This window comes from Kribbella sp. NPDC055110 (assembly GCF_053607525.1).
The window spans coordinates 188608-214334 of sequence record NZ_JBSGTS010000012.1; the positions used below are offsets into that span (position 1 = coordinate 188608).

Genomic DNA, 25727 nt, shown 5'->3' on the forward strand with positions numbered 1-25727 from the left:
AACGCTCTATAAATTTCAGGACTTAAATTAACTCTCGATCAAAGCCCTGTCCAGGGTTCATCACCTGGCTGCCCAGAACGCTCAGCAACCGCAACTTCTCCGCGCTCTCGCTGCCCGGCTCCGCGGTGAAGACGATCAGCGTCTGCTGCTGGTCGCGGTTGTCGATCAGCTCGCAGTACAGCTCCAGCTCGCCGACAGCCGGATGCCGGAAGCGTTTGGTCCGGCTGTGCGCGGCCACGACCTCGTGCGCATCCCAGATCGCGGTGAACTCCGGGCTCACCTTCTGCAGCGCCCGCACGATCGAGGCGGCGTACGACTTCGGTCCGTCGATGGTGGCGACCGTCCGCAGCATCGAGACCTGCAACCGGCTGTGGGTGCTCAGCTCGGGCTCCGCGTACAAGGCGCGGGACTCCGGGTGCGCGAACCAGCGGTAGATCTCGCTGCGCTCCATGCCTTCGAAGTTGGTCAACTCGCCCGCGAACGCGACGTGCGCCGGCGTCTGCGCGAGCACCTCGCCGCACCGGTTGAGCAGCATCGCGGGTGTGTCGTGCAGCCGGTCCAGGATCCGCAGCATCCCGGGGTCGACGTGGCACGCCCGCGTCGTGCGCGGCGGCGTACCGTGGCCGGCCAGCAGGAACAGGTGGTCGCGCTCCTCGAGGGTCAGCCGGAGCGCCCGGGCGATCGCGCCCAGCATGTCGACCGAGGGCTGCGGGCCGCGTCCGCCTTCGAGCCGGCTGTAGTAGTCGGCCGACATCGACGCGAGCGCCGCGACCTCCTCACGGCGCAGTCCCGGCGTACGGCGTCGGCGGCCGCGAGGCATCCCGACGTCTTCGGGTTGCAGGGCCTCGCGGCGTTTGCGCAGGAAGTCGGACAGGTCGGCGTACTCCATGAGTCCAGTGTCCACGGGTTATGCCGCTTAACCACTGCTTGCGGAGCAGTGGCTGAGCGCGGCCTGGTTGCCAACGGCATCCGATCGCAGGCTGGAGACATGAAAACCACAGGGAACACGATCTTCATGACCGGCGGTACGTCGGGTATCGGCCTCGAACTCGCCCGGCGGTTCCGCGACCTCGGGAACACCGTCATCATCAGCGGCCGCCGCAAGGACCTGCTCGACACGATCGCCGCCGAGGACGGGATCGAGGGCATCTACGTCGACGTCGCCGACCCGGCCTCGATCACGGCCGCGTTCGAGCAGGTGACGAGCACCCACGACGTCAACGTACTCGTCACGATGGCCGGCATCATGCAGGTCGAGGACCTCCGCGATCCCGCACATGTCGCCACCGCGGAGCAGACGATCGAGATCAACCTGCTCGGCACGATCCGGGCGGTCGCCACGTTCACGCCGTACCTGCTGAAGCAGCGCGATCCGGTGATCCTCACGGTCTCCTCCGGCCTCGCCTCGGTGCCGCTGACGATCACGCCGACGTACAGCGCGACGAAGGCCGCGATCCACAGCTACACGCAGAGCCTGCGGATCCAGCTCGCCGACACCGGGATCCAGGTGATCGAGGTGGTACCGCCCGCCGTCCAGACCACGCTGATGAACCAGGAGGACGACGAGCGCGCGATGCCGCTGGACGAGTACCTCGACGAGACGATGAACCTCCTCCAGCAGCACCCCGACGCCGAAGAGATCCTCGTCGACCGGGTCCACTTCCTCCGCCACGCCGAACGCGAGAACCGCTACGACCAGGTGATCGGCGTACTGAACTCAGTCCACTAACGCCTGCTCGATCCGCTCCACCTTGGCGGCGAGCTGGCCGGTGTAGCCGGGGCGGATGTCGGCCTTGAGAACCAGGCTGACCCGAGGCGACACGGCGGCGACGGCATCCACGGCCTGCTTCACGACCGCCATCACCTCGTCCCACTCGCCCTCGATGTTCGTGAACATCGCGTTGGTCTCGTTGAGAAGACCGGAGGCGCGGACGACGCGGACGGCCTCGGCCACCGCTTCGCTCACGCCCCCGGTCTCGTCACCGGCCGACGGGCTGATGCTGAATGCGACGATCATGCATCCAGTTTGTCAGGCTCCTCGTTCGCGCGGCGTTCGGCGCCGGAGGTGGTGAGGAGGGCTTTCTCCTTGATGAAGAGGACGGCGACCAGGGCGAGGACCGCGAACGGGACCGACATCATGAACAGGTCCGCGGTCGCGGCGCCGTACGCGTTCTCGACGATCGACCGGATCTCCGGAGGCAGTTCCGCGATGTTCGGCACCGCGTTGCCGCCGCCGGACGAGGCGCCGCCGGGGTTCAGCGTCTCGGCGACCTTGTTCGCCAGGATCGCGCCGAGCACGCTGACACCGATCGTGCCGCCCATGCTCCGGAAGAAGCTGACCGCGGACGTCGCCGCACCCAACTCCCGGGCGGGTACGTCGTTCTGCGCCGCGAGGACCAGGTTCTGCATCACCAGGCCGATGCCGACGCCGAGGACCACCATGAAGCTCCACAGCAGGTACTTCGAGGTGTGCGCGTCGATCGTGCCGAACAGCGCCAGCCCGATCGGCAGCAGGACGCTGCCGATGACCAGGTAGATCTTCCAGCGGCCGTACTTCGTGATCAGCCCACCGGCGACCGTGGACGCGACCATCATGCCGAGGATCAGCGGCAGGCTCATCAGGCCGGCCTTGGTCGGCGAGTAGCCCTGCGCGATCTGGAAGTACTGCGCCAGGAACACCGAGCCGCCGAACATCGCGATGCCGACCAGTGCGCTGGCGATGATCGACAGCGTCACCGTGCGGTTGCGGAACAGGTCCATCGGGATGATCGGCTCGGGGTGCCGGCGCTCGACCAGTACCGCGGCGGCCAGCGCGGCCACGGCGACCGCGACCAGTGCGAAGCTCCAGCCGGAGACCCACTCGAACTTGTTGCCGGCGAACGAGGACCAGACCAGCAGCGTGCTCACGCCGCCCATGATCAGCACCGCGCCCCACCAGTCGATCTTCACCTCGCGACGGACGGTCGGCAGTTTCAACGTGCGCTGCAGCAGGATCATCGCCGCGACCACGAACGGGACACCGATCAGGAAGCAGGCCCGCCAGCCGAGCGGCGAGTCGACCAGGAAGCCACCGAGCAGCGGTCCGCCGACGGTCGCCGACGCGAAGATCGCGCCGAACACCCCGGAGTACCGACCGAGCTCACGCGGCGGGATGATCGCCGCCATCACGATCTGCACCAGCGCGGTCAGACCGCCGCCGCCGAGGCCCTGGAGCACCCGGCTGCCCAGCAGGACCTCGATGTTCGGCGCGAAACCGGCGACCAGCGAGCCGACCACGAAGAAGCTCAGCGACAGCTGGATCAGCAGCTTGTTGTTGTAGAGGTCGGCGAGCTTGCCCCACAGCGGCACCGTGGCCGTCATCGTCAGCAGCTCGAGTGTGACGACCCAGGTGTACGACGACTGGCTCGCCCCCAGGTCGTGAATGATCCGCGGCAGCGCGGTCGACACCACCGTGCCGGCGAGGATCGCCACGAACAGGCCCATCATCAGGCCGGACATGGCCTGGATGGTCTGCCGGGGCGTCAACACGGCTGTCTCGATGGTTTCGGTGGTGCTGACCTCACCCACGGGTTCCGGAGTGGGTGACGAGGTCGTCGTCATGAGTTGCCCTTCTTCTGGAAGTTCGGGTCAATGCCTTGGGCAAGTAAGTGGAAGGCTTCGTCGAGCAGGTCGCGGATCGGCCGGTCGGGAGCGGTCTTGTGCAGCTCCATCACCACCCGGCAAGCGGCCCCGGCCAGGCTGACGACCAGCGCGGGCCGCATCGACCCGGCCGGTTCGCCCATCCGTTCGGCGAGGGCGGCGGTCAACTGCCGCTCGTCGTCGAGGCTCGACAGCATCAGCTGGTACAGCAGGCTCGGCGAGCTCATGATCAGCTCACCGCGCTCGGACAGTTGACCGTCGCTCTCCAGCTCCCGCAGTACGTCGTGGACGATGAACCACATCGTGGTCAGCGGCGACTCCTCGGGCGGCGCCGTCCGCATCCGCTCCAGGGCGCGCTCGAGATGCTCGGGGTTGCGCGCGAGGATCGCGTGTTCCTTGTGCGGGAAGTAGTTGAAGAAGGTCCGCACCGAGACGTCGGCCGCCTCGGCGATCTCCTCGACCGTCACGTGGTCCGGCCCCTTCTCCAGCGCAAGCCGCAACGCCGCGTCGGCCAACGCCGCCCGCGTTTGGAGTTTCTTGCGCTCCCGCAACCCACCCTCGACCTGCCTCACCGCATCAGCGTAGGCAGATTCTTGCAGTCACTGCAAACAATTATCCGTGCAACTTTGCACCTCTGCACGAAGGGGCAGGCCGACATGCCGAGGCCGCTGCGACGATGTAGTTGGTCGGCTACGGTGCGTCAGGTGACTTACGAGACCGCCCCGTCCACAATGACTCGCCGCCGGTTCGCCGGCCTGACCGCCCTCACTGCCGCCGCCGCGACCGGCCTCACCCGGATCGGCCCGGCGCACGCAACGCCGTACGCCCCGGCCCTGGTCGTCGGGACCGGGTACGGCGCGGCCGTCACCGCGCTCCGGCTCGGAGAAGCCGGGATCCGCACCACGATGATCGAGATGGGTCAGCAGTGGAACACCCCCGGTCCGGACGGGAAGGTGTTCTGCTCGACCCTGGACCCGGATCGCCGGTCGATGTGGTTCCACCGCCGTACCGAGGCGCCGCTCGACACGTTCCTCTGGCTCGACGTCGTGAACCGCGACCTCGGGACGCCGTACGCCGGGGTGCTGGACCGGATCGACTACCCGAACATGGGCGTGTACGTCGGCCGCGGGGTCGGCGGCGGATCGCTGGTGAACGGCGGGATGGCGCCGACGCCGCAGCGCGCGTACTTCGAGAAGGTGCTGCCGCAGGTCGACGCGGACACGATGTACCGGCGGTACTTCCCGCTCGCGCGGCGGATGCTCGGCGTGAACACGATCGACCCGCGGTACCTGGAGAAGACGCCCGTGTACCAGTACGCGCGGGTGTCGCGGAAACACGCGCATCAGGCCGGTTTCCGGACTGCCGTCGTACCGAACGTGTACTCCTTCGACTACCTGGAGAAGGAGGAACGCCGGACGGTGCCGCGGTCGGCGCTGGCCGGTGAGGTGATCTACGGAAACAACCACGGAAAACAGTCGCTGGACAAGACGTACCTGGCCGACGCGGTCGGAACCGGGAACGTGACGATCCGGACCCTCACCCGGGTGACGACGATCCATCGGCAGGGCAGCGGGTATCTGGTCGGGCTCGAGCAGATCGACGCGGCCGGGAAGGTGCTGAAACGTAGCGAGCTCGCCTGCCGGTACCTGTTCCTCGGCGCGGGCAGTGTCGGCACCACGGAACTGTTGCTGAGGGCAAGGGAAACCGGAACGCTGCCGGACCTGCCGGCCGCGATCGGAAACGGCTGGGGCGGAAACGGAAACGTGATGACCGCCCGGGCCAATCACCTGTGGGACCCGACCGGCTCGTTGCAGTCCACGATCCCGACGCTCGCGATCGACAACTGGAACGACCCGGTGCACCCGGCATTCGCCGAGATCGCTCCGCTGCCGGTCGGACTGGAGACGTGGGCCAGCCTCTACCTGGCGATCACCGTCAACCCCGAACGCGGCCATTTCACCTACAACCACAGCACCGACCGCGCCGACCTGCACTGGTCCGCCGACCAGAGCACACCGTCCGTCCGCTCGGCCCAAGCACTCTTCGACCGCATCAACAAGGCTGTCGGTACGACGTACCGTCGCGACCTGTTCTCCGGAAACCGCCCGTTTGCCGCGGATTTCTGCTACCACCCGCTGGGTGGATGTCTCCTGGGCAAGGCGACCGACACCTACGGCCGGGTCGTTGGCCACACCAACCTTTACGTCACCGACGGCTCGCTCATCCCCGGATCGCTCGGCGTCAACCCGTTCGTCACCATCACCGCACTGGCCGAGCGCAACGTCGCCCGGCTCCTCGCTACCGACGTGAAAGCCTAGGGATCCACGCCGGCACGGCCCGGCAGTACTCCTCGTACTGCCGGCCGTACCGCTCCAGCAATACCGGCTGCTCGTACCACCGCACGAACGACGCCATCACGACCCACGCGATCACGCCGTACCCGAGCACCCGCCAGTCGAGGAAAACGAGTGCCTGGCCGAAGATCGCCGCGACCACCCCGACGTACATGGGGTTCCGCACGAACCTGTAGTCACCGCCGACCACAAGCTCCTCGGTCGGCGCGATCGGCGCCGGCGTACCCCGGCCTTCGCGGACGAACCGGACGAAGGCTCGCAGTACGACGAACGCACCGCCCGCGACGATCACGAAGCCCGGCCAGAACCGTGGCGCGGCCCAGCCGCTGACCCACCACGGGAGCACGCCGGCGACCACGCAGGGCGCGGCGAAGAAGAACACCGCGCTTCCGAGGATGGCTTTGACCATGGCACTCCCTGTAGAATGTGTGCACAGCCTCCGGCACGGTTCCCGTGTTCGGAGGCTTCGTGTATGACGACTCTTCTCTACAAAGCCGCCGGTGACATCCGCGGTGACGACATCCTGCCGCTCAACGAGCTCCGCGCGCACTACCCCGACCTCTACGAACGCGAGTTCGCGAAGTACGCCGTACACCCGGAGATCGTCGACTATCCGGTCTATCCGCTTGGCTGCCGCTGGGCCGACGTCGTGTTCCTCTCCCCCGTCCACCCGGCGAAGACCTGCATCCTGCTCAAACGCCACGACCCCGACCACCGCCCGCAGCCGGCCGAGGACTTCATCCCCTACACCCCAGAAGCGGCCGCCGCCCTGTCCACACCCTCCGAGCGCGCCCTGCACCGCCTCCGCAACCTCAACGCCACCGAACCCCTCTACCCCTGGGCCGACATCCCCCACATCCTCCACCGCGGCCCGATCCCGGTGCGGTGGTTCAAGGTCAGCGCTCAGGAGTCCCAGGCAGCCGAATGACCGAGGACTGCGTACCGCCGCGGGCACCGTAGCTGCCCCAACCCGACGTATCTCGCGCGGGCGATGCCAGACCGCCGAACGACACCCTCCGCGTGAAGTACTGCCCGGCGACGGCTCGGCCCGCCTCGAACGCGTCCCGGCCGATCGCGCACGAGCGGCCGAAGATCTGCGTCGACCCGACGGCGGACAGCGCGGGAAGCTTCTCGAAGTGATTCCACATCGCGTTCGTGATCCGGCGCTCGGCGATCTCGCGCTCACCGGCGAAGCGTGGATCGCCGAGGCCGTAGCGGTCGGCGATGACGCCGGTCGCGACGGCCCACTTGCCGGTCGCGTTGACCACCACCAGCCGCTGGAGCATCTCGAAACGATTGGTCTCGTCGAGCGTGGCGAGTTCGTAGGCCAACGTGTCGGCCGCCGGCGTGAACCGCTCGTAGGCAGGGAACAGAGGCAAGTTCTCGAACCCAGGGGCGATGCGACGGAGCTGGTACTCGTCGATGTACTTGCCCAACGTCTCGTGGCCGTAGCTCTCGGTCACGCCTTCCTCGAGTGCACGCACGGCCGCGGTGCGGAAGTCCTGCTTCGCGTCCGCGTGCTCGGTGCCGTCTGCGGCGAGCATGTGCAGGTTCTCGTGGTAAACGATGGCCAGGGCCTCGAGATACCGCAGCAACGTCTCATCGTCGTGCTGCTGCCCGGCGTACCTGAACATCTCCCGGAGCGGTCGCAGCACCCGATCCTCGTCGTACCGGATCGTGTGGTCCCACCCGGCCGAGCCAAGCACCTGCAGGCCGTCGTCCGTCAGCTTGTAAGGCTGCGGCTCGTACTTGCCGTTCCAGCTGGAATGGTCGGCGCCGGTGACGTTGAGCGCGCCCACGTGCTGCAGGCGCATGAACTCGTCGAAGGAGGCAGGTAGTGCTAGCGGCATCCTCAGTCGCCGAGGTCCGCTCGCCAGCTGGCCGCGAGCTGCGCCAGCGGTTCGTTCAACGCGAGTACGGCGTACTGCTCGAACTCGTCGCTCGTCTCGCGGGAGACGGCCGTGATACCGCGGATCCCCTGCTCCAGCCGGGCAACCCGCTCGCGGGCGTCACCCTCGTCCCGCTCCGCCTCCGCGGCGATCCGCTGGGCACGCTCCATCCGCTCCTGCGCATCGGGTGACACGCGCGCCGCCCACCGCTCGATCAGGAAGACCGCGGTCTGCCGCAGCCGCGCGTCGTCGATCTCCGGTACGACGCCACGCAACGCCGACAGCACTTCGCGTGCGTCGACGACACCGAGCCGCCACTCGCGTTGCGCCGTCTTGTAGCGCTCGAGGAATTCGTCGTACCGCACGCCCACACAATAGACAAAGCCCAGGACACAGCGGGTGTCCTGGGCTTTGGGGTACTGCTACTACTCGCCGACCAGCTGGTCGTAGTGGGTGGTGAGCAACACGTGGCTGACGCCGTTGAAGACGCCCGGGATCCTGCCGTACGGCGTGATCGCGGTCGCCGCGCCGTTCGCCTTGCTGATCGCGTACAGGTCCGCGGTCTGGGTGTCGTGGTCCACGCCCGTCACCAGGGAGCCGCCGCGGGTGCCGCAGCCCTCGACGACCAGGGACTCGTACGCCGCCCAGCCGGTGGCGCGGATCCGCTTCAGGACCGGCTTCGCGCCCGGGGCAACCGGGATGTGGACGGTGTAGAGAGCGCCGGCCGTGGTGGTCATCAGCAACGTGTCGTACGTCGCGGTCTCACTGATCACCGTCATCGCCTTGAAGCCGCGGAAGCCGGGCAGCGGGCCGAGGCCCCGGAAGCTGGAGCCGACCATCTGGTACCGGTACAGGCTGCCGTTCGTGTTCAGGCCGTACAGGTACGCGTGCCGCGGCGTGCCGCCGCTGTAGTTCGACGTGGCGATGGACTTGAAGCTGGTCCACCCCGGCCCGACCTTCTTGAAGGTGGGCACCCACGGCTTGGTCTCGTCCGCCGGCAGGTACGTCGTGTGACGGTACAGGTTCCCGCCCTGCAACAGCAGACCGTAGAAGTAGAACTGCGTGCCCGTGGCGTTGAACGCCGCGTACCACGTCGCGTCGGCGCGGCTACCCACGTACTTGAACGGGTCCCAGGAGTCGGACGCCGGCGGCTTCCCGGCCGTCACGTCGATCTCCTGCATGGTGCCGGCGGCGGTCGGTACACCGACCGAAGTGCCACAGGCCTCAGCGGTGGCCGACGACGACATCGTCTTCGCCAAGCCGGACTTGCTGAAGAAGCGTGGTTTCGGATCGGCCTGGCCGGTGGCGGCGGCCGGAGCAGACGCGGCGGCCGCGGCAAGCAGCCCGGCGCCGGCCAGTGCAAGCGCAAAGCGCTGCAGTTTCATACGAGTTCCCCTCTGGTGGCGCCTCGAGGAGTTCGAGCGCGCGCTGAACGTCGCCGAGCCCGCCAACAGATGACGGAGCCGGGCAGCAATGTGCACATCGTTGACATCGCACCGGCCGTTACAGATCCGGTGATCTGTTGACCTTTCGTGCACCTTCCCGGTCGTCAGCGCGCCTGCGCGGTATCGATGTCGAGGAGCAGTTCGGCGCGCGGTGTGCGGGAATAGAGAACACGTTTTCCGTCGCGCCGTGAGCTGCACAGTCCGGCCGAGACGAGAACGGACAGGTGCTGGCTCACCGTTCCAGGGCTGAGCATCAAGGCATCGGCGAGAGCGGTCGTCGTCAACGGGACGCTCAACCGCGCCAGGATCGCCGCCCGCGAGCGCCCGATCAGCGCGTCGAGGCCGCCGACGATCGCCTCGACCGGCCGCTCCCAGAGCTGTCCGGCGCCACGCGCGGAGTACGCGATGACCGGTGGGGTCGCGTTGTCCGCGAGCATGACTCCGCGCCCTCGGAAGACCAGCGGCAGCAGCCACAACCCTTGCCCCGCCGACGGCAGGCGGACCCGGCCGGGGCCGAGCGGGAGAGCCAGGCCGTCCCTGCTCCAGGTGACGTCGGGGTGCAACTCGTCCAGGGCTCGTTCGAGTCCGTCGGACGCGAGCCCGACGGACCGGTGCGCGATGTCGGCGCCGGTGATCGCCTCGATGCGATCCCACAGCGGTTCGAGCACCGCGAGCCAGTACGCCGCCATCGCTTCCGCCGTACGCTCGGCGAACTCCCGGGTGCCCATCCGCGCGGCCCGGGACCCGGGGGCGAGTTCCCGCAACGCGCGGAGATCGGATTCGACCATCTGTTCGTCGGTGCCGGCGATGCGCCCGAACTGGTCGAGCGGATGACCTGGCTGCGCCGACGGCGACGGCCCGAGCAGATCGGGCACGAAGTGGTCCGGCCGGGTCAGCTCGAGCAGCAGGTCGAGATCGAAGTCCGGATCGACCGGCACCCGGGGCCGCAGATGCCGGTGCAACTGGAAGTGCTGCTTGTGATTGATGAGACTGAGGCTGGCCGTCGTCTCCCATACGGCATCACTGGTGAACCGGATCTTGGTGAGGTCCGCGGCCGTCAGTTCCAGCTCGATCATGCTTCGCCCTCTCGTACCTGCTGCCCGGCGCGGCTGCTCAGGCGTTTCCCACGTGCTCCTCGAGCAACGTGCCCTGGTCCAGGATCACCAACCAGCGGCCGTGCCGGTACTCGTACGTCACGGTAGTGACCGCCGTGAACCAGTAGTCCAGGCGCGGGATCGCGTACTTGGTCGTGTAGACGATGAAGCCCGTGCTGCAGCCGTCGACCTTGCGGGTGATCTCGGTCCACGACCACACCGAGTCCTTGCTGGTGAAGCGGGGCAGACTCGCCTGGGCGACGGCGTCCAGGCCGACCCGGACCCGGCCGTCGGCGACGATGCTCACCACCCCCGTGTCATGACCGCGCAGCCAGGTGTCCCGGTCGAAGTCGCGGAACGACTCCATGTCGGTGCGCTGCGCCTGGTCGAACTTCTGCGCACAGGTCCTGGCCTCGTCCGGCACGGCGCCGGTTGCCGACGCACCGGCAACAGCCGGTACGACGAGGGCGAGAGCGGCGGCCAGAACACCGGACCGTACGACGCGGGCGGTGATGGATCGGTCCATGGCGACTCCTGTTCTCCGGCCCTCTGGAGATGAGGGCATGCAGGCAGGCTCAATCCCGGCCGCACCACCCCGCCACGATTCGGCTCTGACCAAAACGACCGCAGGCAAATGTGGCCATCAGGACTGGATGAACTCCTTGGCGAAGCGGCGGACGGTGTCGACGTTCAGGGCGTCTTGGAAGCCGACGACGAGTTCGTCGACGCCGGCTCGTTCGTAGACCGCGAGCCGTTCGCGGATGGTGTCGATGGTGCCGACCAGCCCGTAGGAGCCGAGATCGCCGGGGAACACCATCGGCGCCCATGGCGGTACCGCGGCGCGGGCCTCGTCGTCGGTGTCCGCGATGATGCAGTACGACGTCGAGGTCTTGGTGATCGAGGCGAAGTCACGATCGACGGCGGCGCAGTGCCGGGCGAGTACGTCGTACTTGTGGGCGACCACCTCCGGTGCCTCTTGGATGTTGCAGAGGTCGCCGTACTTCGCGACGAGCTTGAGGGTGACCTGCTCGCCGCCACCGGCGATCATGACCGGAATGTGTGGTGTTTGGACGCCGGTGGGCTGGTTGACGACGCCGGACGTGCGGAAGTACTTGCCGCTGAACGTAGTGGACTCGCTCTCCCACATCGAGTGGATGATCTGCAGGGACTCCTCGAGGCGCTTGAGCCGTTCGCCGGGCGGTGGGAAGTCGTATCCGAAGGCGTGGTACTCGTCCTCGTACCATCCGGCACCGATACCGAAGGTGAGCCTGCCGGCGGCGATCACGTCCAGAGTCGAGGCCATCTTCCCCAGCAGCGCGGGGTTTCGGTACCCGTTGCCGGTGACCAATTGGCCGAGACGGATCCGCTTGGTCTCCCGGGCCAGCGCCGACAACGTGGTCCACGCCTCGAACACGTAGGCTCCGGGCGGTCCGAACGGGACGAAGTGGTCCGGAGCCCAGATCGTTTCGAATCCAGTCTCGTCCGCAGCGACCGCCAACTCACGGATCCGCTCGAACGCGGCCACTGGATCCGTGAAGCCGTAGAACTCTTGGGTGGTGCCGGTCGGGATGTACAGGCTGAGCTTCACCTGAGGTCCTCTCGATGACGAGTGAATCGCGGCCGCAGCAAACAAACGGCCGCTCACTGGGTTAGACCTCGCGACGCGTCAAAAGGAATCGGCCGGACGATAGGTGAGGCCGGCCAAGCCGGGATCGTCGCCTTGTCCTGCCCGCACGAGTTCCCAGCGATGACTCTGCTGACCGTCACGGAAGAGCGAGGTGCCGTTGGGCACGAAGACGGGCACGATGGTGAGGGTCAGTTCGTCCACGAGACCGGCGTCGACGAGCGTCTGCCCGAAGCGCCCGTGCCCGTAGACGACGAGGTCGTTGCCTCCCGCATCCTTCAGCGCACGAACGCCGGCGGCGACATCGCCTGCCATGACTGTGGTGTTGCTCCACTCGGCCTCGACCAGGGTCGACGAGAAGACGTACTTCGGTATCCGGTTGAGGGCATCCGCGTACGGCCCGCTCGCAGCGGGCCACTGACGCGCGAAGATCTCGTACGTCCTCCGCCCCATCAGGAACGCGTCGCTCCGTTCGAGAACGGCCAGCGAGTGTGCGGCGCTTCCTGCCCCGAAATACGGTCCGGCCCACGCCATCGGCTCGCTGACGACACCGTTGAGAGACACGAGAACCGACTGCACCAGTCGGCGAGTGCTGTTTTCAGTCATCCCGGATAGACCGCCGGGAACCCGAAAAGGAATCGGCGGAACTGTCCTCGACGTGCGCCGTCACCGCCGGGCAACCGCCGAGACAGACCCGAAATCTGAGATCTGGCGATTCTCGACAGCGTGACCGGCCTCACCGTCGGGACGGATAGATATACATAGTATTCCTATGTATATTTGCGGCTGTGATCGCAACGGATCTGACTCGACTCGGTGAGGACGTCGTCGTCGCGTCGACGCGGTTGGCGCGGCTGGCGACCCGGAATGTGAATGCGCTGCCGCACGCCGCGCTGCGCGTGCTGGGGCGACTGGACGAACTCGGGCAGGCCCGGATCAGCGAGCTGGCCAAGGCCGACCGCTGTTCGCAGCCGACGATGTCCAACCTGGTGCAGCGCCTGGAGGAGCAGGGCTGGGTGCGTCGTATCCAGGACCCGGCCGACTCGCGCGCCAGTCTGATCAGCCTCACCGACGCAGGCCTCGCGGAGCTGCGCAGCGCCCGGCAGCAGGCCGGCGCCGCCCTGGCCGCGCACTTGAGTCAACTCCCGGCGACCGACCTCACCACCCTGGAGGCCGCGGTCGCCATCATCCACAAACTCCTCACCCTCGAGCCATTGGAGGACACGCCCCGGTGAGCAACTCGTCGTTCCTGAAGCAGCCCAAATCCGTCTGGGCGGTCGCCTTCGCCTGTGTGATCGCCTTCATGGGCATCGGTCTGGTGGATCCCATCCTCAAGCCGATCGCCGAACAACTGCACGCGAGCCCGTCCCAGGTCTCGCTCCTGTTCACCAGTTACATGGCGGTCATCGGTGTCGCGATGCTGATCACCGGCGCGGTCTCCAGCCGGATCGGAGCCAAGCGCACCCTGCTCATCGGTCTGGCCATCATCGTCGTGTTCAGCGCGCTGGCCGGCCTGTCCAACAGCATCGGTATGATCGTCGCCTTCCGGGCCGGCTGGGGTCTCGGCAACGCGCTGTTCATCGCGACCGCGCTCGCCACGATCGTGAACTCGGCCGCCGGTTCGGTCGCCGAGGCGATCATCCTCTACGAAGCCGCCCTCGGTGTCGGTATCGCGGCCGGCCCGCTGGTCGGTGGCGAACTCGGCACGATCTCCTGGCGCGGCCCGTTCTTCGGCGTCGCCGTCCTGATGACGATCGCCCTCGCCGCCACCGCGTTCCTGCTGCCCGCATCACCGCCGGAAGCACGTCGTACGTCGGTCCTCGAGCCGTTGAAGGCTCTGCGGCACAGGTCGCTCGCGACTGTGGCGGTCACGGCGTTGCTGTACAACTTCGGGTTCTTCACGCTGCTCGCGTTCACCCCGTTCCCGCTGGCGATGTCGGCGCGGCAGATCGGGCTGATCTTCTTCGGCTGGGGTATCTGTCTCGCGTTCACGTCGGTGTTCGTGGCGCCGCGGCTGCAGCGCCGGTTCGGCACCCTCCCGGTGGCGATGACCGTCCTGCTGCTGTTCGCCGCCGACCTCGCGGTGATGGGTGTCTACGCGCACCACAAGCCGGTGCTCGCGGCCGGCGTCATCGTGGCCGGCCTGTTCCTGGGCATCAACAACACGCTGATCACCGAGGCCGTGATGGGAGCGGCTCCGGTCGAACGCGGTACGGCGTCCGCGGCGTACTCCTTCGTCCGCTTCTCCGGCGGCGCGGTCGCTCCGTGGCTGGCCGGCAAGCTCGGCGAGGAGTTCAACATCCAGCTCCCGTTCTACGTCGGCGCCGTCGCCGTACTCCTCGCGGTCGGCGTCCTCGCCAGCGGCTGGAAGCCCCTCTCCCACCTCCGGGTCCCCGCCACCCACTCCGAGTCCGAAGCCGAAGCCCTCACTGCAGCCGACGCCTGACCTAGTCGCCGAGCTGGCGAGACGTGGCTCGACCGGCCGTGAGTGCCGTGGCGGCCCCGACGACCACCAGCGCCGAGGCGAAGATCAATCCGAGCAGCCGCCACGGAATCGCCAACGCAGCAAGGCCGTAAGGTCCCGCAGCGACTCCGGCGAGCGCGGCTGCGGCGACCAACGATCCCAGCAGTACGCCGACCACCACAACGGTCCCTGATTCCACGAGCGCGACCATCACGACCTGCGCCCGCGTCAGCCCGGCCAACCGTGACAAGGCGAACTCCTGCCGTCGGTCAGCCGTCGACATCACGACCGCGTTGACGACCGCGACCGCGGTGAAGATCCCGGCCAACCCCAGCAGCGCGGCGAACAGTCCCGAATTGCTGCGCTGCTGCGCCTCACCGCGCGCCTCCGCCCATTGCTCGACCGTCTGACCGTCCATCGTCGCGCCGGGCGCCAGCTTCACCAGCGTCTCGGTCCGCCCACCGGCCGGCAGCAGACTCCTCGGAACGAAGAAGTTCTCGCTCACATCGAGCGTCTCGGGCATGATCGCGACGACCTTCACGGCGATCGATCGGTTGCCCAGCGCAACCTTGAGCGTCGATCCGAGTTTGTACCCCTCGGCCGCCATCCCCGGTCCGATCGCGATCGTCCGCCCGGTCAGCCGATCCAGCGAACCCTTCCGCGGCCGCAGCTTGTGGGTCCGTTGGTAGGCGGCCGGATCGATCCCGATCGCCTCGGAGTACAGCGTTTTCCGTCCCCGCGTCACAGCGATCGGTACGGCGGTCTGCGCCGAGGCCGCCACGATCCCCGGGCCCGGTGCGACGACGCGATCGACCACGACATCGGCCGTGATCAACTGTTTCTGCTCGACTCCGACCGCCTTCGCCAGCGACCCGAACGTGCCCCACAGCCCGATGACCAGCCCGACGAGCACGATCAACGGCGCAGCAGTCGCCGCGCTCCGCCGTACCGCATGCAGCACGCCGGCCCGCGCGAGGTCCGTAATCAAGTTGCCCCGGACAACGATCGCGGGCAGCCGGCCGACCAGTGGTACGACGACGGGGCTCAGCTGGCTCAGCGCCACGGACCCGCTGATCATCACAACCAGGCCGATCATCAACCCGGCCACGAGGTCCCGCGCCGCCTGCGCCACGATCACCAGCAGTACCGTGCCGAACGCGGCCGACAACCCCCAGAACCACCGCCATCGCGTCATCACCCGTCGCGCCGCCTGTCCCTCGACGATCGCCTCGAGGGCATTGACCCGCGACGCCCGCCAGGCCGCGGCGAGTACGCCGACCAGCGCCGTACTCACGCCGACGATCATCGCCGCCCACACCGCGCCCTGATCCCACGGCGCCTCGAACCACTCCGGCAGCATCCCCAACTGAACGAGCAACCACGACTGCGCCCAGGTCGCGAGCACACCCAACGGCAGCCCGACCATGCTGCCGACCACCCCGAGCAGTCCGGCCTCCGTCACCACCATCAGACACAGGTAGCCCCGCTGCGCTCCGACCAGCCGCAGCAGGCCGAACTCGCGCCGCCGCTGGACAGTCATGAACCCGAACGTCGTACTGACGATGAACACGCTCAGGAAAACGGCGAGCATGACCGACATTCCGAGCAGCGTCGCGGCACCGACGTACCCCTCACGGACCTTGGCTCGCTCGTACGCCGAGAGTCCCGCGGGCAACACCGGCCTGTCGGTCGCAGCCAGCATCTGCAGCCCGGACTGCACCAACCCGACCCCGAGCGCGACAGCAACCACCGCACCGGCGAACAACTGCCACCTGGTCCCCAGCGCCCCGACAGACAACCTCAGCATGGACTCAGCCAACAGCCTGCGACTCCAACAAGCCCTGGCCTCAGCACCCGACCAGAGGTAGCTCGCGCGCTACTGTGCTGACAGTAGAAGGCTGATCGTGCTGTGGTTGGCCAGACCACCGAGTGCGCCGAGAGCGCGGAAAGTCAGGGTCACGTCGACAACGGTGGGCTCGTCGAGCCGGACCCGGAATGCGGCCTCCTGACGATGCTCACCGGTCAACTCCTGCACCGGCAGGTCCAACTGGAGCCCGCTGACCGGTTCCGCCTCGACGGCCAACGGCCCGGTGACGAAGCCGTCGTTGACGACCGTCACTGCGAGCGTGTGCCACTCCCCTGGCTTCAAGGTCCCGATCGGCGCACCGCTGCGGGCCACGTTCACCCGCGCCTCCGGGTTGATCGTCACAGCGAGCGGCGCGTCGGTGTCGACCGGTCCGCAGCATCCGATGGCGGGTGCCTGGTGGGTCATCAGTCCGTCTCGCTTTCGTCTCGCCTCGACCGGTAGATCGCCTGCGCCTCGTCGTACGCCTGCCGCGCGGCGGCCCGCTCTTCCTCCCGCATGAACCCCGACTTCACCTTCCACAGCTGATCGACAGAGTCGTGCAGCCACTGCGCGCTGCGGCGGGACGCCCGGATCGGCCGGCCGCCGACCTCGAGGAAGATCGGCTGGGTGTGCACACTGCGCAGGATCCGCAACGCGAGCCAGGACGACGCTTCCACCGGTACGTCGAACGCGACTTCCTGCTCGGTGCCATCGGCAACCAATTCTTGAGACGCGACCGCGACGCCGTTCAGCACGACCTCTACCAGCACGGACCGGGACGTGCCGATCCGGGCTCGCTCGAGGTGCCAGCCGACCGGCGCGCTGTACACGGGACGCCCCGCCGGCGGTGGCGGCGGATCCTCGGGCAGCCAAGCGGCGATTGTCGCGCTGACCCGCACCGGGCCTGGCGCGTCCAGCGGGTGCTCACGACCAACCTCACCGTCGACCGCCAACTCGAAGACATGGCTCCGGCCGTCCCCGAAGTACGACGCGTCCTCCCGCAGGCCGGTGATCCACGCCTCGATCGCCTGCGGACCCGTGGGCGGTTCGGCCAGTCGTACGTACGTGCGCCCGACGCCCGGCCCCTCGTCGTACATGCACGGATAGTCGGTCTCGCCGAGCATCAGGGTGCGGAAGCCGACACTGAGCAGGTGGTACCAGATGTTCAGCTCGGCGGCGGGCGCGAACTGGCCTCCGCACTGGAAGTCGGCGGCACCGAGCGGTACGTCGACCACGATCTCGTTGGAGCCGATGCCTTGGAAGGACGGCACGATGTAGTTCGGCAACTCCTCGGTGCCGACCCCGAGGCCGACGCCGCAATGCGCGTACCCGACCAGTGCGTTCTGCTCCTTGGCCCAACGCAGGACGGGCAGGTTCCACGACGGCCAGTCCTCGATCAGGCTGGTCCCGGGATAGTCCTGGTCGGTGAGGCCGAGCAGAATCAGGTGACCGGAGTGACTGGACGGGAACCCCGACACCTCGACGTCGTACCGCAACGCACTCTCGGCATCGCGATCCGTCGGCTGCGGCGTCCACGTCATGCCCTGCGCGGCTTGCATCGCCGGGTACTCCAGATCGGCCGGCGGGCTGATCGACTCACCGCTGAAGAACTGTTTCTGGTGGTAGTAGCACGGCGCCCAGGTGAGCACACTGCCCAGCCACAGGCCTTCGCCGCGGACGTGCCGGATCATCGTTTCCGGCGTGACGCCTTCGCTCGGGACGTTGTAGTGCGAGCAGCCGCCGGCGTGGATGTGCGGATCGCCCGAGTAGTAGCCGCGGCCCGCCGGATCGACCCACCGATCGAGAATGATCGGAATTTCCGACGTTTCCGCGTCGATGTCGGCTGTGGCCAGGACCGGCCGATACTCAGGCCCGCGGATCGCGGAAATCTCGTACCGTCCCTCGGGCAGCCGGATCATCTCGCCGGTCGCCCGATACACGTGCTCGTGGAAGAACATGTCCGGCGCCAGTCGCATCGCCTTGGACGGGTACGAACGTCCCTGCTCGTCCCGCACGGTGATCGCGGCCATGCAGCTGCGTCCGTCGGGCTCCCGGATGTCGAGCTCGATCTCGCGGGCGGCGGCGCAGTCGAAGTCGAACGAAGCGGCGTACTCACGCAACTCGAAGTTCGTCCGGAAGCCCGCGAAGCCAAGAGCTGTCCGGCTCAGGCTGTGATGGTTGTGCTCGTCCGCGGCGAACACCGACAGTCCGCCCTGCCGGACGCCGTCGTCGCGGGTGTACAGGCTGATGACCTTGTACTCGACCTCGAAGCCGGACAGCTCACTCGGTACGGCGATCTTCGCGTCGAGCCACGCGTCCTTGATCCGCGGGACGATGGTCAGCGTGTCGTGCAAGGCGATCCGCGCGGAGTGACTGACGTAGTCGATCACGCCGTACACGCCACCGCTCCCCGCGACCAGGTTGGCTTCGATCCGATGCGGATTCGCCACCCGCACGAGGAAACTGCGCCAGCCGTGCTGAACCAGTCGCGGCGGCGCGGCGCCGGGCGCGCACACCGCGATTCCTTGCTCGTCGATCGTCACGTCCAGCAGGACGAACGGCCGCAGCAGGCTCTCGAGCTGGGTACTGCCCTCAAGCTCGGACAGCTGGGTGACCACGTCGGCGGGCAACGGATCGCCGAGTTCCTGGAGTTTCCGCACGGCGCGGGCCGCGGATGCGAACAGCGGTTGCACTGGGGGCTGCACTGGGGGTTCTGACACCGAGGACCTCCCTGTTGGCGAGTTCCTTCGCGACCCTACTCGGCGCGGTCTACCTCAGCACCTCCAATAACGCGGCGACGTCGGCCTGGTCCAGATCGCGGGCGCCGATCAGCGCCTGCATCAGGAGGCCGTCCAGAGCGGCCACCAACAGCCTCGCCTTCTGGGGATCCGCGGTGCACGCCCTGGCGATCTCCGTCAGCGGCTCCAACCACGCACCGGCCGTCTCCCGCAGGTCAGGCCGCCGAGCCGCATACAGATACAACTCGTAGAGCGCCAGCGTCCGGCCACGTCGCCGTACGACGCTGTGCTCGATCAGCCGCGCCAACTCGTCGGCGGGCCGCGCACCCAGCTCGCTCCCGCGGCCGTGCAGCTCGGCGGCGAGATCCTCCGCGGCCGACTGGAGCGCCGCGACCAGGAGGTCGTCCAGCGTCGGAAAGTGGTAGGTGATGGACGCGACCGAGACATCGGCCACTGCGGCCACCGCGCGATGGCTCACACCTGCGACTCCGTCGCGTTCGATCACGACCAAGGTCGCCGCGAGCAACTCGCTCCGGCGCTGCTCACCGCGCACCCGGCGCCCGTCCACACCCCGCCTGACCTGCACGAACAGCAAACTATCAGGACGTCTGTACGGATTGATTTTGCTGTCCGGAATCGCGGGATCCAGCGTTTTCCGCGACTTAGGCTCGGATTCCGTGGCCCCTGAACTGACGACAGCGATGCGACGCGCACTCAAGCGTGCGGATGACGGCAAGACCCTCGACCCGGCGGAGGTGGAGGTGCTGCTCGGCGCGAGCGGCGACGCTCTCACCACGCTGATGAGCACCGCGGCGAGGGTCCGCGACCAAGGCCTGGCCGACGCCGGCCGGTCCGGGATCATCACGTACTCGAAGAAGGTCTTCATCCCGCTGACGCGGTTGTGCCGCGACCGGTGCCACTACTGCACCTTCGCGACCACGCCGGGCCGGGTGCACGCGCCGTACCTGTCGCCGGACGAGGTGCTGGAGATCGCGCGGCAAGGCGCGGCCCTGGGCTGTAAGGAAGCGCTGTTCACGCTGGGCGATGCGCCCGAGGACCGGTGGGACGCGGCGCGTCAGTGGCTCGACGAGGCCGGGTACGACAGCACGCTCGACTACGTCCGCGCGATGGCGATCCGGGTGCTCGAGGAGACCGGTCTGCTGCCGCACCTGAACCCCGGCGTGATGTCGTGGCAGGACCTGCAGCGCCTGAAGCCGGTCGCGCCGAGCATGGGGATGATGCTCGAGACCACGTCGCGGCGGCTGTTCGAGGAGAAGGGCCAGCCGCACTTCGGGTCGCCGGACAAGGACCCGGCGATTCGGCTCCGGGTGCTCGAGGACGCCGGGCGGTCGAACGTGCCGTTCACGACCGGGCTGCTGATCGGCATCGGGGAAACGCTGCCGGAACGTTCCGACTCGATCTTCGCGTTGCGGAAAATCGCCCGGCAGTACAACGGCATCCAGGAAGTCATCATCCAGGGATTCCGGGTGAAGCCGGACACCGCGATGCGCAACGACGCCGACGTACCGCTGGACGAGTGGCTGGCCGCGATCGCCGTGACGCGGATCGTGCTCGGGCCGCGGGTCCGGGTCCAGGCGCCGCCGAACCTCGTCGACCTCGCCGAATGCCGTGCGCTGCTCGACGCGGGCGTTGACGACTTCGGCGGGGTCTCGCCGCTCACCCCCGACCACGTGAACCCCGAGCGTCCGTGGCCGCAGATCGACGACCTCGCGAAGGTGACCGCCGACGCCGGATTCACTCTTCGGGAGCGGCTTACGGCGCATCCCGAGTACCTGCGGGAGCCATGGCTCGACCCGCGACTCATCTCCCACGTTGAGGCTTTGGTCGATCCCGCCACGGGTCTCGCGAACGAGGAGGCGCGGCCGGTCGGCCTCCCGTGGCAGGAGCCGGACGGCGGGTGGGACAGCGTCGGGCGAACCGATCTGCACACCGCAATCGACACCGAAGGTCGCCGCACGGAAACCCGCTCGGACTTCGATGCGGCGTACGGCGACTGGGATGTACTGCGCGAGCAGGTCGCCGGTCGTTCTGCACCTGAACGGATCGAAGGTGATGTGAAGGAAGCTCTCGCCGCGGCCGAGCGGGATCCTGCTGGGCTCTCGGACGCTCAGGCTCTGACTCTGATGACTGCTACCGGGCCTGCGCTGGATCAGCTCGCGCAACTTGCGGACGACTTGCGGAAGGCAACGGTCGGGGACGACGTGACGTACGTCGTGAACCGGAACATCAACTTCACCAACGTCTGCTACACCGGCTGCCGGTTCTGTGCGTTCGCACAGCGCCGCACCGACGCCGACGCCTACTCGCTGTCGATGGATGAGGTCGGTCAGCGCGCCGAGGAGGCGTGGGTGATCGGCGCCACCGAGGTCTGCATGCAGGGCGGTATCCACCCCGACCTGCCCGGTACGGCGTACGCCGACCTGGTCCGCGCGGTCAAGGACCGCGTCCCGCAGATGCACGTCCACGCGTACTCGCCGATGGAGATCGTGAACGGGTCGGTGCGCACCGGCCTGTCGATCGAGGAGTTCCTGATCTCGGTGAAGGAGGCCGGGCTGGACAGCATCCCCGGCACCGCGGCCGAGATCCTCGACGACGACGTCCGCTGGATCCTCACCAAGGGAAAGTTGCCGACAGCAAGCTGGATCGAGGTGATCAGCACCGCGCACAAGGTCGGCCTGCCGTCCAGCTCGACGATGATGTACGGCCACGTCGACGCGCCGCACCACTGGGTCCAGCATCTGCGCACGATCGCCGCGGTGCAGGACGAGACCGGCGGCTTCACCGAGTTCGTGCTGCTGCCGTTCATCCACCAGAACTCGCCGATCTACCTGGCCGGTGTCGCCCGGCCCGGTCCGACGTACGACGAGAACCGGGCGGTGCACGCGATGGCGCGGATCATGCTGCACGGCCGGATCGACAACATCCAGTGCTCGTGGGTGAAGCTCGGCGTGGACGGCTGCGTCGCCGTACTGAACGGTGGCGTCAACGACATCGGCGGCACCCTGATGGAGGAGACCATCAGCCGGATGGCCGGCTCCAAGCACGGCAGCCGCAAGTCGATCGCCGAACTCACCGCGATGGCCACCGCTGCCGGGCGGCCGGCCCGGCAGCGCACCACGACGTACGGCGACGTGCCGGCCCGCCCGGCGACCGAGCTCGAACTCGCCTGACGCTCCTGGATCCAGGAGCGCCAGGCGACTGGTCACTTGATCGGGTCGAGGTCGACTGCCCGGGTACGGCGCTTGCTGCCGACGCGGTGCCCGAGCGCGACCAGCAGGTTGCCGACGACGTAGATGCCGGCGGTCACGAACAGGTACCCGAACGGCCAGGCGTTGGGATCCGCCGGGAAGGCCTGCGAGTGGTCCCCGACCCAGCTGCGCATCAGGTACACCAACTGGAAGGTGAAGCAGTAGCCGAAGATCGCGATGTAGGCGATGTAGGCGGACAGCCGGTTCCGCAGGAAGAAGCCGAGCGGAAAGGCGAACAGGACGGTGGCGATGGCGATCACGGGAATCCCCTCCTCGAGTAGCTGATCCCCTCACGATCGCCTCGCCGCACCGCCTTCCACATCGGTGCTGTCGCCGGACTTCGGTCGTGGCCGGCCACTAAGTGCTGGCACGGGTGCGCGAGCGGCGGTCCGAGGTCATCATGTGGTTGTGCTCCGGCCTCGGCGTCTGGTCGTCGCCGCGACGGTCGTGTTCGTCGCGGCCGCCGCCGTACGCGCGGTGCTCGCGTACGGCCCGCCGTCGATCGGGTCACCGGCGGACTGGCCGCTGTCGACCGTCTTGCTGCTGCCGTCGCTGCTGCTCGGTTGGCTGGTCGTAACCCGGGTACCGGCGAGCCCGATCGGGCCGGCGCTGGCACTGACCGCGACGATGCCCGCACTGGTCTTCACCGCCGAGGACTGGGGTTCGACATCTCGGACCGCGGCGCGCTGGCCATCAGCTTCCGCGGTGGAGGAGGTCGCGGTCGGCGCCTGGCCGTGGATCTTTCTCGGATTCGTCACGTTGATCCTGCTGTTCCCGGACGGCCTGTTGCCCGGCCGGCTCTGGCGATGGATCTGGGCGGCGGTGCCGGTCTCGGCCGCGCTGGTGAACTTCGTCGTCTCCCGGGAAGAAGCCGCGACGCCGGTGCACACGGCGCTGATCGTCGTCGCGTTCGGCGCGTTTCTGGCCACCTTGCTCGCGGCCGCGTCCAGCCTGGTGGTGCGGTACCGGCGTGGTGACGATCTCACCCGGCAACGGCTGCGCTGGCTGATGGCCGCGGCCATCGCGGTGCCGATCCTGCTCGCCGCGAGCTGGCTGGCGACCGCGACGGGCGTGTCCGGGACGTTGGCCTACACCTGGTTCCTGATCGCCATGCTGTTCCTCGTCCCGGGCGCGATCACGGTCGCGATCCTGCGGCACGACCTGTTCGACATCGACCGGCTGCTCGGCGCGACCGTCAGCTGGCTCGTCACCACGCTGATCTCGGCGAGTGTGTTCGCGGTCGTGGTCCTCGTGGTCGGCGGGTACTTCCCCGACCGGGTCGGCATCACGACCGCCGCCTTCGTCACCGCACTGGTCCTGCTGCCGCTGTACCACTGGATTCACCGCGCGATCGGCCGGCTGGTCGACCCGGACCGGACAGTCGCGCTGGCCCGGATCCGCGCCTTCGTCCGGCAGGTCCGCGACGGGGCGGCCGAGCCGGAGCAGATCGAGTCCGTACTCCGCTCCGCGCTCGATGACCCCGGGCTACGGGTGCTGCTGCGTCGCCCCGGGGCGGAACTCGACGTACCCGACGACGCGATCCCATTGCAGACCGGCGAGTCCGTGGTCGGCGCGCTGGTCCTCGGTACGACGTCTGCGCGCCGGGTTCGGCGGGCGCGCGAAGCGGCCGTCGAGGCCCGGCTGCCGATCGAGGTCAGCCGGCTGCGCCTGGAACTCCAGGAAGCGCTGGCCGAGGTCCGGTCGAGTCGGGCCCGGTTGATGGACGAGGTCAACGCGGAACGACAGCGACTGGAGCGTGATCTGCACGACGGGGCCCAGCAGCGGCTGATCGCGATCGGGATGCGGCTGCGGTCGGTGCAGTACCAGCTGCCTCCCGACGTACCGGCGTATCGGGAGCTCGACGAGGTGGTGGAAACGCTCGAGCACACTGTCGCGGAGCTCCGGCGGATCGCGCACGGGGTACGGCCGAGTCGACTCGACGACGGTCTTGCCGTCGCGCTGCGGGATCTGGTCGCGGACAGCACACTGCCCGTCGACCTCGTCGTACCCGAACTGGAGGTCGGTGAGAGTGCGGCCACGACGGTGTACTTCACGGTCGGCGAGGCGATCGCGAACGCGCTCAAGCACGCCTCTGCGACCCGGATCTCGATCTCGGTCGGCGTGACCGATCAGGTACTGCGGGCCGTGGTCCGCGACGACGGTGTCGGCGGGGCCAAGGAGGGGTTCGGGCTGACGTCGCTGCGGGACCGGGTCGCGTCGGCGGGCGGGGAATTCACGGTCGACAGCCCGCCCGGGGCCGGGACCTCGATCACCGTGGAGATCCCGTGCGCATCGTGATCGGCGAGGATTCCGCCTTGTTCCGTGAGGGTCTGAGCCGGCTGCTGACCGAGAACGGTCACGACGTCGCCGGTACGGCGGAGACCGCTGACTCGCTCGTCGACGTGGTGCGGGCGGTGGATCCCGACCTGACGATCATCGACGTACGGATGCCGCCGACGATGACGGACGACGGCGCGCGGGCGGCCGTGACGCTGCGCGCGGAGCGGCCGGACCGCCCGATCCTGATGCTGTCGCAGCACATCGAGACGCGGCACGTGGTCGGACTCGTCGGCACCGGAGGGTTCGGGTACCTGCTCAAGGACCGGGTGCTGCGCGTCGGCGACTTCCTCGACGCGATTCGCCGGGTCGTGGACGGTGGCTCGGCGCTCGATCCGGCGATCGTCGCCGCGCTGGTGACGCCGACGCGTCCCGACGATCCGCTGTCCGCGCTGTCTGCGCGGGAACGCGAGGTGCTGGCACTGGTGGCAGAGGGGCGCTCGAACGGCGCGATCGCCGCCCACCTGGTGCTCGCGGAGCGGACGGTCGAGAGTCACATGCGGAGCATCTTCCAGAAGCTGCGCATCGACGACGCCCCGGACACCCACCGCCGGGTATTGGCCGTTCTGACCCAGCTCCGCCAGTGAGCACAGGAGTCTTGACGAGTGGTTAGTTGTTGCAGAAGGCAACATCTGCACGGAAAGTGAGGAGATTTTCACTGAGCGTTGCTTACTTCAAAGGCAATGCAAATGTTTGAACCGGAGGATTCCCGGTACGCCGGGCCGCGTGACACCGTTCACTTGTCGGCGGCGGACGGGTCGCCGGCACTAGGTCCAGGTGGATCCCGCAGCACTCCCGTCCGTGACCGGACTGTACCTCCCCTGCCGGCCACGGAATGAGACGCGGGACCGCCCTCCTTCGGGCCGCTGCCCTCTCGGGGCAAACAGCAGGACGCCGGCCGTGTCGGTGGGGTGTTGGTCGCCAGTGAGGTGGCGACCAACACCCCACACGGGCGGCGTTTGTTTCTGAATTCCGCCACGCAGTACGGGTGCGGGTGGGGGCCAGTTCAGCGTGGGGGGTCGGTTTGC

Annotated in this window: 25 protein-coding genes; 8 read left to right on the plus strand and 17 right to left on the minus strand. The window is 68.1% G+C overall.

Translation table 11 applies throughout. From position 1 onward, the window contains the following. Positions 1-22 precede the first annotated feature (22 nt). Positions 23-889 (minus strand): helix-turn-helix transcriptional regulator, encoded by an 867-nt coding sequence (locus ACWF0M_RS20925; protein ID WP_452237351.1) that lies wholly within the window; start codon positions 887-889, stop codon positions 23-25. A gap of 99 nt (positions 890-988) precedes the next feature. Between ACWF0M_RS20925 and ACWF0M_RS20930 the strand changes: the two genes are divergently transcribed. Beyond that, entirely contained in the window at positions 989-1729 is a 741-nt protein-coding gene (locus ACWF0M_RS20930; RefSeq protein WP_452237352.1) for an SDR family oxidoreductase, read from the plus strand. Here the strand turns inward: ACWF0M_RS20930 and ACWF0M_RS20935 are convergent. The 3 genes from ACWF0M_RS20935 to ACWF0M_RS20945 are packed head-to-tail and all read right to left on the minus strand — an operon-like array spanning position 1718 to position 4211. Beyond that, positions 1718-2017, minus strand: a complete 300-nt coding sequence (locus tag ACWF0M_RS20935) for a thiamine-binding protein (RefSeq protein ID WP_452237353.1) — start codon at positions 2015-2017, stop codon at positions 1718-1720. The genes ACWF0M_RS20930 and ACWF0M_RS20935 overlap by 12 nt on opposite strands. Continuing rightward, positions 2014-3600, minus strand: a complete 1587-nt coding sequence (locus ACWF0M_RS20940) for an MDR family MFS transporter (protein ID WP_452237354.1) — start codon at positions 3598-3600, stop codon at positions 2014-2016. The genes ACWF0M_RS20935 and ACWF0M_RS20940 overlap by 4 nt, the downstream gene beginning before the upstream one ends. Further along, positions 3597-4211 (minus strand): acyl-CoA-like ligand-binding transcription factor, encoded by a 615-nt coding sequence (locus ACWF0M_RS20945; RefSeq protein WP_452237355.1) that lies wholly within the window; start codon positions 4209-4211, stop codon positions 3597-3599. The genes ACWF0M_RS20940 and ACWF0M_RS20945 overlap by 4 nt, the downstream gene beginning before the upstream one ends. A gap of 132 nt (positions 4212-4343) precedes the next feature. Between ACWF0M_RS20945 and ACWF0M_RS20950 the strand changes: the two genes are divergently transcribed. Then, entirely contained in the window at positions 4344-5957 is a 1614-nt protein-coding gene (locus tag ACWF0M_RS20950; RefSeq protein WP_452237356.1) for a GMC oxidoreductase, read from the plus strand. On the opposite strand, the gene ACWF0M_RS20955 is transcribed toward ACWF0M_RS20950, so the two are convergent. Next, on the minus strand, positions 5938-6402 hold the full coding sequence (locus tag ACWF0M_RS20955) for a methyltransferase family protein (protein ID WP_452237357.1): 465 nt from the start codon (positions 6400-6402) through the stop codon (positions 5938-5940). The genes ACWF0M_RS20950 and ACWF0M_RS20955 overlap by 20 nt on opposite strands. 63 nt (positions 6403-6465) lie before the next feature. Between ACWF0M_RS20955 and ACWF0M_RS20960 the strand changes: the two genes are divergently transcribed. Next, a complete protein-coding gene (locus ACWF0M_RS20960) occupies positions 6466-6921 on the plus strand; it encodes a hypothetical protein (RefSeq protein ID WP_452237358.1) in 456 nt (151 codons plus the stop codon). Here the strand turns inward: ACWF0M_RS20960 and ACWF0M_RS20965 are convergent. The 7 genes from ACWF0M_RS20965 to ACWF0M_RS20995 all read right to left on the minus strand — a co-directional run bounded on the left by ACWF0M_RS20965 (position 6890) and on the right by ACWF0M_RS20995 (position 12651). Further along, positions 6890-7843, minus strand: a complete 954-nt coding sequence (locus ACWF0M_RS20965) for a hypothetical protein (protein ID WP_452237359.1) — start codon at positions 7841-7843, stop codon at positions 6890-6892. The genes ACWF0M_RS20960 and ACWF0M_RS20965 overlap by 32 nt on opposite strands. Positions 7844-7845: 2 nt before the next feature. After that, complete coding sequence (locus tag ACWF0M_RS20970; protein ID WP_452237360.1) at positions 7846-8247, minus strand: hypothetical protein; 402 nt, start codon at positions 8245-8247, stop codon at positions 7846-7848. Between the two features lie 60 nt (positions 8248-8307). Next, a complete protein-coding gene (locus ACWF0M_RS20975; RefSeq protein WP_452237361.1) occupies positions 8308-9267 on the minus strand; it encodes a hypothetical protein in 960 nt (319 codons plus the stop codon). A 164-nt stretch (positions 9268-9431) separates the two neighbouring features. Next, positions 9432-10403: a winged helix-turn-helix domain-containing protein gene (locus tag ACWF0M_RS20980; protein WP_452237362.1), complete on the minus strand. Its 972-nt coding sequence runs from the start codon at positions 10401-10403 to the stop codon at positions 9432-9434. Between the two features lie 37 nt (positions 10404-10440). Next, on the minus strand, positions 10441-10947 hold the full coding sequence (locus ACWF0M_RS20985; RefSeq protein WP_452237363.1) for a hypothetical protein: 507 nt from the start codon (positions 10945-10947) through the stop codon (positions 10441-10443). A gap of 117 nt (positions 10948-11064) precedes the next feature. Further along, the gene (locus ACWF0M_RS20990) at positions 11065-12009 is read right to left on the minus strand and encodes an LLM class F420-dependent oxidoreductase (protein ID WP_452237364.1); all 945 of its coding nucleotides are present in this window, start codon (positions 12007-12009) and stop codon (positions 11065-11067) included. A gap of 78 nt (positions 12010-12087) precedes the next feature. Beyond that, complete coding sequence (locus ACWF0M_RS20995; RefSeq protein ID WP_452237365.1) at positions 12088-12651, minus strand: dihydrofolate reductase family protein; 564 nt, start codon at positions 12649-12651, stop codon at positions 12088-12090. A 182-nt stretch (positions 12652-12833) separates the two neighbouring features. Here ACWF0M_RS20995 and ACWF0M_RS21000 point away from each other — a divergent pair, with 182 nt between their 5' ends. Both ACWF0M_RS21000 and ACWF0M_RS21005 read left to right on the plus strand, forming a co-directional pair. Continuing rightward, the gene (locus ACWF0M_RS21000; RefSeq protein WP_452237366.1) at positions 12834-13280 is read left to right on the plus strand and encodes a MarR family winged helix-turn-helix transcriptional regulator; all 447 of its coding nucleotides are present in this window, start codon (positions 12834-12836) and stop codon (positions 13278-13280) included. After that, entirely contained in the window at positions 13277-14491 is a 1215-nt protein-coding gene (locus ACWF0M_RS21005; RefSeq protein ID WP_452237367.1) for an MFS transporter, read from the plus strand. The genes ACWF0M_RS21000 and ACWF0M_RS21005 overlap by 4 nt, the downstream gene beginning before the upstream one ends. Before the next feature lies 1 nt (position 14492). Here ACWF0M_RS21005 and ACWF0M_RS21010 read toward each other — a convergent pair whose 3' ends face one another. From ACWF0M_RS21010 to ACWF0M_RS21025, 4 genes are all read right to left on the minus strand, one after another. Next, complete coding sequence (locus tag ACWF0M_RS21010) at positions 14493-16316, minus strand: ABC transporter permease (RefSeq protein WP_452237368.1); 1824 nt, start codon at positions 16314-16316, stop codon at positions 14493-14495. Between the two features lie 69 nt (positions 16317-16385). Further along, positions 16386-16781 carry a hypothetical protein gene (locus ACWF0M_RS21015; protein ID WP_452237369.1) on the minus strand — a complete coding sequence of 132 codons (396 nt, stop codon included), beginning with the start codon at positions 16779-16781 and terminating at the stop codon, positions 16386-16388. Continuing rightward, positions 16781-19075 carry a CehA/McbA family metallohydrolase gene (locus ACWF0M_RS21020; RefSeq protein WP_452237370.1) on the minus strand — a complete coding sequence of 765 codons (2295 nt, stop codon included), beginning with the start codon at positions 19073-19075 and terminating at the stop codon, positions 16781-16783. The genes ACWF0M_RS21015 and ACWF0M_RS21020 overlap by 1 nt, the downstream gene beginning before the upstream one ends. A gap of 49 nt (positions 19076-19124) precedes the next feature. Further along, the gene (locus ACWF0M_RS21025) at positions 19125-19679 is read right to left on the minus strand and encodes a TetR/AcrR family transcriptional regulator (protein WP_452237371.1); all 555 of its coding nucleotides are present in this window, start codon (positions 19677-19679) and stop codon (positions 19125-19127) included. Positions 19680-19794: 115 nt separating this feature from the next. Here ACWF0M_RS21025 and ACWF0M_RS21030 point away from each other — a divergent pair, with 115 nt between their 5' ends. After that, the gene (locus ACWF0M_RS21030; RefSeq protein WP_452237379.1) at positions 19795-22284 is read left to right on the plus strand and encodes a bifunctional FO biosynthesis protein CofGH; all 2490 of its coding nucleotides are present in this window, start codon (positions 19795-19797) and stop codon (positions 22282-22284) included. Between the two features lie 32 nt (positions 22285-22316). Here ACWF0M_RS21030 and ACWF0M_RS21035 read toward each other — a convergent pair whose 3' ends face one another. Beyond that, on the minus strand, positions 22317-22622 hold the full coding sequence (locus tag ACWF0M_RS21035; protein WP_452237372.1) for a hypothetical protein: 306 nt from the start codon (positions 22620-22622) through the stop codon (positions 22317-22319). A gap of 148 nt (positions 22623-22770) precedes the next feature. On the opposite strand from ACWF0M_RS21035, the gene ACWF0M_RS21040 reads away from it, so the two are divergent. Next, complete coding sequence (locus ACWF0M_RS21040) at positions 22771-24660, plus strand: sensor histidine kinase (RefSeq protein ID WP_452237373.1); 1890 nt, start codon at positions 22771-22773, stop codon at positions 24658-24660. Further along, positions 24648-25286: a response regulator transcription factor gene (locus ACWF0M_RS21045; RefSeq protein ID WP_452237374.1), complete on the plus strand. Its 639-nt coding sequence runs from the start codon at positions 24648-24650 to the stop codon at positions 25284-25286. Before ACWF0M_RS21040 ends, ACWF0M_RS21045 begins: the two co-directional genes overlap by 13 nt. Positions 25287-25727 lie beyond the last annotated feature (441 nt).